The sequence below is a fragment of the Nostoc sp. DedSLP03 genome (assembly GCF_034530815.1).
In the GTDB taxonomy this organism is placed as follows: Bacteria; Cyanobacteriota; Cyanobacteriia; order Cyanobacteriales; family Nostocaceae; genus Nostoc.
Genome location: NZ_JAVRCK010000017.1, coordinates 44,601 through 50,975 on the forward strand (window position 1 = coordinate 44,601; position 6,375 = coordinate 50,975).

General features: G+C 43.7%; 5 protein-coding genes. 3 read left to right on the forward strand and 2 right to left on the reverse strand.

Annotated elements, in window-relative coordinates; genetic code table 11:
- Positions 1 to 74 precede the first annotated feature (74 nt).
- Complete coding sequence (gene prmA, locus RM368_RS10765) at positions 75 to 995, reverse strand: 50S ribosomal protein L11 methyltransferase (RefSeq protein ID WP_322694066.1); 921 nt, start codon at positions 993 to 995, stop codon at positions 75 to 77.
- 71 nt (positions 996 to 1,066) lie between these two features.
- Complete coding sequence (gene serA, locus RM368_RS10770) at positions 1,067 to 2,647, reverse strand: phosphoglycerate dehydrogenase (protein WP_322694067.1); 1,581 nt, start codon at positions 2,645 to 2,647, stop codon at positions 1,067 to 1,069.
- An 839-nt stretch (positions 2,648 to 3,486) separates the two neighbouring features.
- On the opposite strand from serA, the gene RM368_RS10775 reads away from it, so the two are divergent.
- From RM368_RS10775 to RM368_RS10785, 3 genes are all read left to right on the forward strand, one after another.
- The gene (locus RM368_RS10775) at positions 3,487 to 3,684 is read left to right on the forward strand and encodes a hypothetical protein (RefSeq protein ID WP_322694068.1); all 198 of its coding nucleotides are present in this window, start codon (positions 3,487 to 3,489) and stop codon (positions 3,682 to 3,684) included.
- Positions 3,685 to 3,702: 18 nt separating this feature from the next.
- Entirely contained in the window at positions 3,703 to 5,352 is a 1,650-nt protein-coding gene (locus RM368_RS10780) for a PRC-barrel domain-containing protein (RefSeq protein ID WP_322694069.1), read from the forward strand.
- Between the two features lie 333 nt (positions 5,353 to 5,685).
- Positions 5,686 to 6,375: Uma2 family endonuclease (locus RM368_RS10785; RefSeq protein ID WP_322694070.1), on the forward strand; the 690-nt coding region annotated here is incomplete at its 3' end.

Below are 6,375 nucleotides of genomic sequence, written 5' to 3' on the forward strand. Positions count from 1 at the left end.
ATCCCCGGCTTATTTGAGAAGTTGGGGATCTAATTGTTTACGAATAATTTAGAATGACGATAATTTATACCGAATTAAGAACGCCGTACATTTAAGCAGCACCATTCTTTGCGTTTCCATAGGGTAGCAACAACCCAGCCATTTTCTTCTAAAGCATCAGCAACAGCTTTAGATTGTTCTAGTAAAATTCCACTGAATATCGCCCAAGTTTCAGGTTTAGCGATCGCACTCATTTCTGGAATCAATTCAATAATCACATGAGCCAAAATATTGCAGACAATACCATCCACTGGGCTTTCAATTAGTTTTGTCAAAACGTCTACACTTCCCTGTGCAGGTAGTAAACGTTCTGGGCTAATATCATTCAGCGCACCATTACTGATAGTTGATTGCACCGCTAAAGGGTCAGTATCCACTGCATAGACTTTCTCAGCACCCAACAACAGCGCCCCAATGGAAAGGATACCAGAACCACAGCCAATATCCGCAATTACCAGATGTTCATGTTTGCCACTATTACCCACAAAGGACTGCGGAACTCCACTTAGTCGCATTTCCAGAGATTCCAAACATAGCTGAGTGGTGGCATGGTTGCCCGTACCAAATGCTACACCAGGATCGAGGCGAATTACTAATCGTTCCGTTGTTTCTGGTAATGGTAGCCAAGCGGGGTTAATTAAGAAGCGATCGCCTATTTCCTGTGGATGCCAATATTGTTTCCAGCTAGTCGCCCAATCTTCCTCATCAATTAACTGCCATTGCAAGGAGGGAGATGAAATTCCTACACAGAGGGCATCTTGACGCAGCCATAGCGACAGCGCTGCTAAATCTAAAAGCTGTGTTTGAATTGTCGGCAGATAAGCCCTGACTAAAGATGAATTTCCTTTGTTTTCACTAGCCGTACCACGACAGCCAAAATCTTCCAGTCGCCAAAAGATCGTATCTTCTAGGTCTGGTTCGCATAAAATCTGTATTTCCCACCAGGTGTTTGCCATTTTTCAGAATTCAGGAGTCAGAATTCAGGAGTCAGGAGGAATTATTTATTCTGACTCCTGGCTCCTGACTTCTAAAGTGTTACTGTATACGCGTCCCGAATACCAGGGACTTTTATAATCTCATTCAAAATGCCCTCTGGTAAAGGATCATCTATACTCAGAGCCATGACGGCATCACCACGGACGATTTTACGACCTACTTGCATACTGGCAATATTCACATTAAAACTGCCGAGTAGGGAACCAAGTTTGCCGATAATCCCTGGCATATCGCGGTGCAGGGTAAACAACATATATTTGCTGGGTGGGACGTTAATCGGGAAACCGTCAACGTCGGTGAGGTGGATTTCCCGCTCACCCAACAAAGCACCTGTAACAGAATGAGTACCTAAAGTACCCGTGGCTTCTAGATGCAGTGTGCCGGCATAGTCTCGAATGGAAGCATCGCGGGTTTCAATTACCCGAATTCCGCGTTCTTTGGCTTCTATGCTGGCATTTACGTAATTTACTCGTTCCCGCAAAGCTTGGTAAAGTAGTCCTTTGAGGGCAGCGACGATTAAAGGCTGACTTTTGTTGGTCGCGAGTTCCCCTTGTAGTCGAATATTCAGTACTTCTACCCTTCCACCAGCTAGTTGTCCCACTAGATTACCGAGAGTTTCTGCTAGTTGCATATAGGGTTTGAGTTCTTCCAACACATCGGGGCCGAGTCCGGGAATGTTAACGGCTGAACGTGCTGGTAGTCCTAAGAGGACATCGCGAATTTGTTCGGCAACATCAATGGCCACATTCACTTGAGCTTCTGTGGTAGAGGCTCCCAAGTGGGGGGTGAGGATGATTTCTTTGCCTAGCGATCGCAATTCCGATTCACCCAAAGGTTCTGACTCGAACACATCCAAGGCTGCACCGCCGATTTTACCCGCTTTCAGAGCTGCTGCTAAAGCTACTTCATCAATGATTCCACCACGAGCGCAGTTGATAATCCGAGCTGTAGGTTTCATCTTTGCCAAGGTTGTGGCATTGATTAAATGGGTGGTTTCTGGGGTTTTCGGGATGTGTAGGGTGATATAGTCTGCTTGCTGGAAGAGTAAATCTAGCTCCACCAACTGACAGCCAAGTTGTTCGGCTCGTTCTGTAGAAATAAAAGGGTCGTAAGCTAGGAGTTTCATCCCCATTGTCTTAGCTACCGCCGCAACATGGGAGCCAATTTTTCCCAAACCGACAACGCCGAGAGTCTTTTTGTAGACTTCCGCACCAACAAAACTATTGCGATCCCACGCACCACGTTTCACCGAAGCGTTAGCATCGGGGATGTGGCGAGACAAAGCCAAAATCATTGCTAGCGCGTGTTCGGCGGCGGCAATTGTATTTCCTTCTGGAGAATTGACTACCACAATTCCCCGGCGGGTGGCAGCAGGAACATCCACATTATCCACACCCACACCAGCACGACCGATGATTTTTAGCTGGGTGCCGGCATCAATGATTTCTTGAGTTACACGCGTACCAGAGCGAATCATTAGCGCGTCATACTCACCAATAATTGCGATCAGTTCTGCTGGTTTTAGACCTAGTTTGACATCAACGGTTGCAACTTGCGAAAGGATGTCAATTCCAGCTTGGTCAATCGAATCAGAGACAAGAACCTTAGACATGATTACTTCATTTAAAGCTACAGGTTTTGCTGCACAAGACTTTTTAGTTTAGTCTTTATCTGTCGCAATTCAGCAAAAATTATTCGTTTGAATATCGACTTAACCTTAACTTACACTATCTGGTGGTGGTATCAAAGCATGAGTTGCTTTCGGTGGATACTGCCTCCTAAGTATTTGAAGGTGAGTGGCTATTTGCATCATCATGTCGCTAAATATAAAGCATGAATAGCACTAAGCACCGATATATTTATTAATAGTTAAGAGTTACCAAAATTTTCTCGGCTGAAGCAACTTTCTGAGTGGGGTAAAAATGCCCGTATTCTTGACTGGGCTGCAACTTCAGATCGGGCAATGCTATAGACAACCACGAAACGAGCGAGTAACTATTATATCTATCAAAATCTTGGCTATTTCTAGATACCACAAGTGGTACCCCTTAGTCAAAGCAAAATATTGCAACTTTTATCCCAAACAGGCGCTAAATTCACCAACCGATCGGCTTTTGACTTGTTCGTATCGCATATTACCATTAGCTTTCTGGTAAAACCTCCATCTTACCATAAAATATTTATGCAAAAGTCAAAGGAAGTCGTGAAAGCTTTTTGAGAAGTTTGATGTTCTATTGAAGATGAATAAAGCTCAATTCACTAAAAATAGTTACTTCCAAAAGATTGAAGGCAAACCGGATTGTAGCTATCTTTAGAATTAGTAATTTTTATTTTTTTATTCCTAAAGATTAAATTTAATCAAGGCAAATTGTAGATAAAAAATATATCAATAGTCTTGTACGATTTTTTCAGTAAGGTTAGCCCTAGAAAACAACAATAAATAAAAAACAAATGCCTAGACTAGTAGGACAACGATCTAATACTGGAGCGAATATCACCAGCTTAATCATTTTGCTGGCCATATTTGGGGTACTTTCCGAATACTTTGGTGTGATTGATATAGTTCCCGGTTTTGGACGAGAAGGACGATATTTTCAATTGAAGTTTCGGGCGACTAACGAACAAATAATTCAACAACCAAATCAATAAAAAGACCAGGGATATATAATGCTTAAAGGTACTGATATTCTCGATAAAGTGGTCGTTACCTACGACACAGGTAAGAAAATTGTCCGAATCATCGATTTAATTGTCGATCGGGAACGCAATCAACTTTTGGGTTTTCTAGTAGCAGAGAAGGGACTGTTTCGAGACGCAAAAGTGATTCCTTTACAAGAGGTACAAGCCATCGGGTCAGATGCGATCGTAGTTAACTCGAAAAAATCGGTTGTGAAGGCACATCGTGTCCCTGTAATTAAAGAGATTCTGCACCAGAATATCGTCCTGAAAAAAAAGAAAATTCTAACTACAGAGGGACTTTATCTCGGTGGATTGGTGGATTTGTTCTTTGATGAGCATAGTGGACTGGTGGAAGGATACGAAGTTTCTGGCGGTGTATTTGCCGATGCTTATTCGGGGCGATCGTTTGTTCCTGCTAGCGAAACACTGAAAATTGGTGATGATGTTGCTTTTGTACCTCCAGAAATTGCTCAATTGATGGAAGAACAGGTTGGTGGTATCCGAGGAGCCGTTCAGGCAACTGGAGATAAATTGCAGGACTCGGCCCAGATTACTAACCGCAGACTGCAAACAGCAGCTCAAACTGTGAATGAGCAACTACAAAGCTCGGTAGAGAAAGTGAACCGCGAGCTACAGTCAGCAAGCCAGAATGCAAGTGAGCAATTGCAAGCCGCAACTAATGCTACTAGCAGCAAACTACAAGACTTCAATCGAGATGCAACTGCTTCCCTGACTAACAATTTGGTCGATCCTGCCGAACAAAAAGTATATGTGATTGGCAAGCGTCTCGAGCGGGATGTGCTGACTCCAGATGGGAATGTACTGCTACTAAAGGGTCAAGAAGTCACCCTAATTGATGCAGAAGCGGCCGATCGCCTGGGTATCCTTGATGAACTCTATCGAGCTACGGATGGCAGTTTGACTGCCAACATCAGCCGCAATTTGCAAGCAGCAACAGAATCTATTGGCAATCGAATTGGGAGCGTAACTCAGAGCAGCGCCGCTAGTCTGCGTCACTCAGTTGATTCCTTGGCAGCAAATGTAGCGATCCAGCAGGCAAGAGGGCGCAGAGTCCTGCGAACAGTGCGTACTGATGATGGCTTAATTATTGCGGCATCTGGGCAGATTGTGACAGAATCTCTTCTCAATCGCGCTCGGATTTACGGTAAAGAAGCAGAATTGCTGAACGCTGTCGGTCTGAATCTGGCAACCGCAGTCCGTTCTACCGCAAGTGACAGATGGTTAGAAAATAAAGTTCAACTGGACGATCGAGTAAGCATCGCTCAAGAGAATCTCAACACTTTCTGGCAAGCTTTGAAAGCGAAGACAGAAAAGTTACAAGGACGCAGCAGACAGGCAATAAAAAATCAACGGATTGAACAAGCATTGGGTCGTCCAGTTACTCGTGTTATTCTTGACCCAGAAGACAACGTGATATTAAATGTAGGTGAATTGATTACACATCGCGCCGTCAGCCAAGCTGAAACAAGTGGAGTTCTGAATATCTTACTAAGTTCAGTCTATACCAAGGAGCCACAAATCTCTGACAAAGAGTTACGTGCTTCAGAACATGGAACAGCAGCCTTAGTACATCATGGTAATGGGCGATCGCAACTTGAATCCGAATCGATCTTGTGACTTTGCCCATAAAATAATCAAAAAAGGTCAAGATGATTATTTATCGTGTGCGAGCAAGTTAGATAGAACAAAAATATGCGCTAACCACTGATTTGTGCGATCGCAACAAAATTTCTACATCACATATCATTTTTCCTGGGATAGAGATTGCGATCGCACAAATGGACATATTTTAGGGCAACTGCTCAAGCTCAAATACATAAATAATTTTGGGCTTGATGCACGTTCCTGTTCCAATACTATTCATGGGCGTTAATTGCTAGCAGAGAAATCGCTATAATTCTGGTGAGCTAAATAGAACCAAATATCCTTTGAGTTTTGGGAAAACCAGCCATGTTAGAGTACAACTTGCCAAGGTACTTGCCCTCAGCCGAGGAACTACCAGACTCTGATGAAACGCCTGTGGATAATGAACTGCAAGAATTGATACCAGGCTTGCTGAAGGCGATCTTACTGATGCTTTGGTCAGAGCGCATGGACTGGTTATTTGCGATAGATATGGGTATTTATTATCATCCTGATAAACCGCCAATTGTGCCAGATGGGTTTTTGAGTTTAGGAGTAGAGCGCTTTTATGATGAGGAACTGCGTCCTAGTTATGTGCTGTGGGATGAAAACGTTGTACCGATTTTCGTCCTAGAAGTAGTTTCTCAAAATTATCGCAAGGAATACACTACTAAATTGGCTGAATATGAGGCTTTAGGTGTACTTTATTATGTGATTTATTCCTCTCGCCGCCGCCGCAAACCGCATCTGGAAGTACATAAGTTAGTTAATGGTAAGTATGAATTGCAAAAGGGAAACCCCGTTTGGCTACCAGAAATTAACTTGGGAATTGGTTGCGAAAGGGGAAATTATTGTGGTGTAACGCGGGAATGGATGTATTGGTATGACGAGCAAGGACAACGTTATCTCACGCCCGCAGAACAAGTAAAACAAGAAACACTACGCGCCCAACAAGAAGCGCAACGCGCCCAACAAGAAGCGCAACGCGCCCAACAAGAAGCGCAACGCGCCCAACAA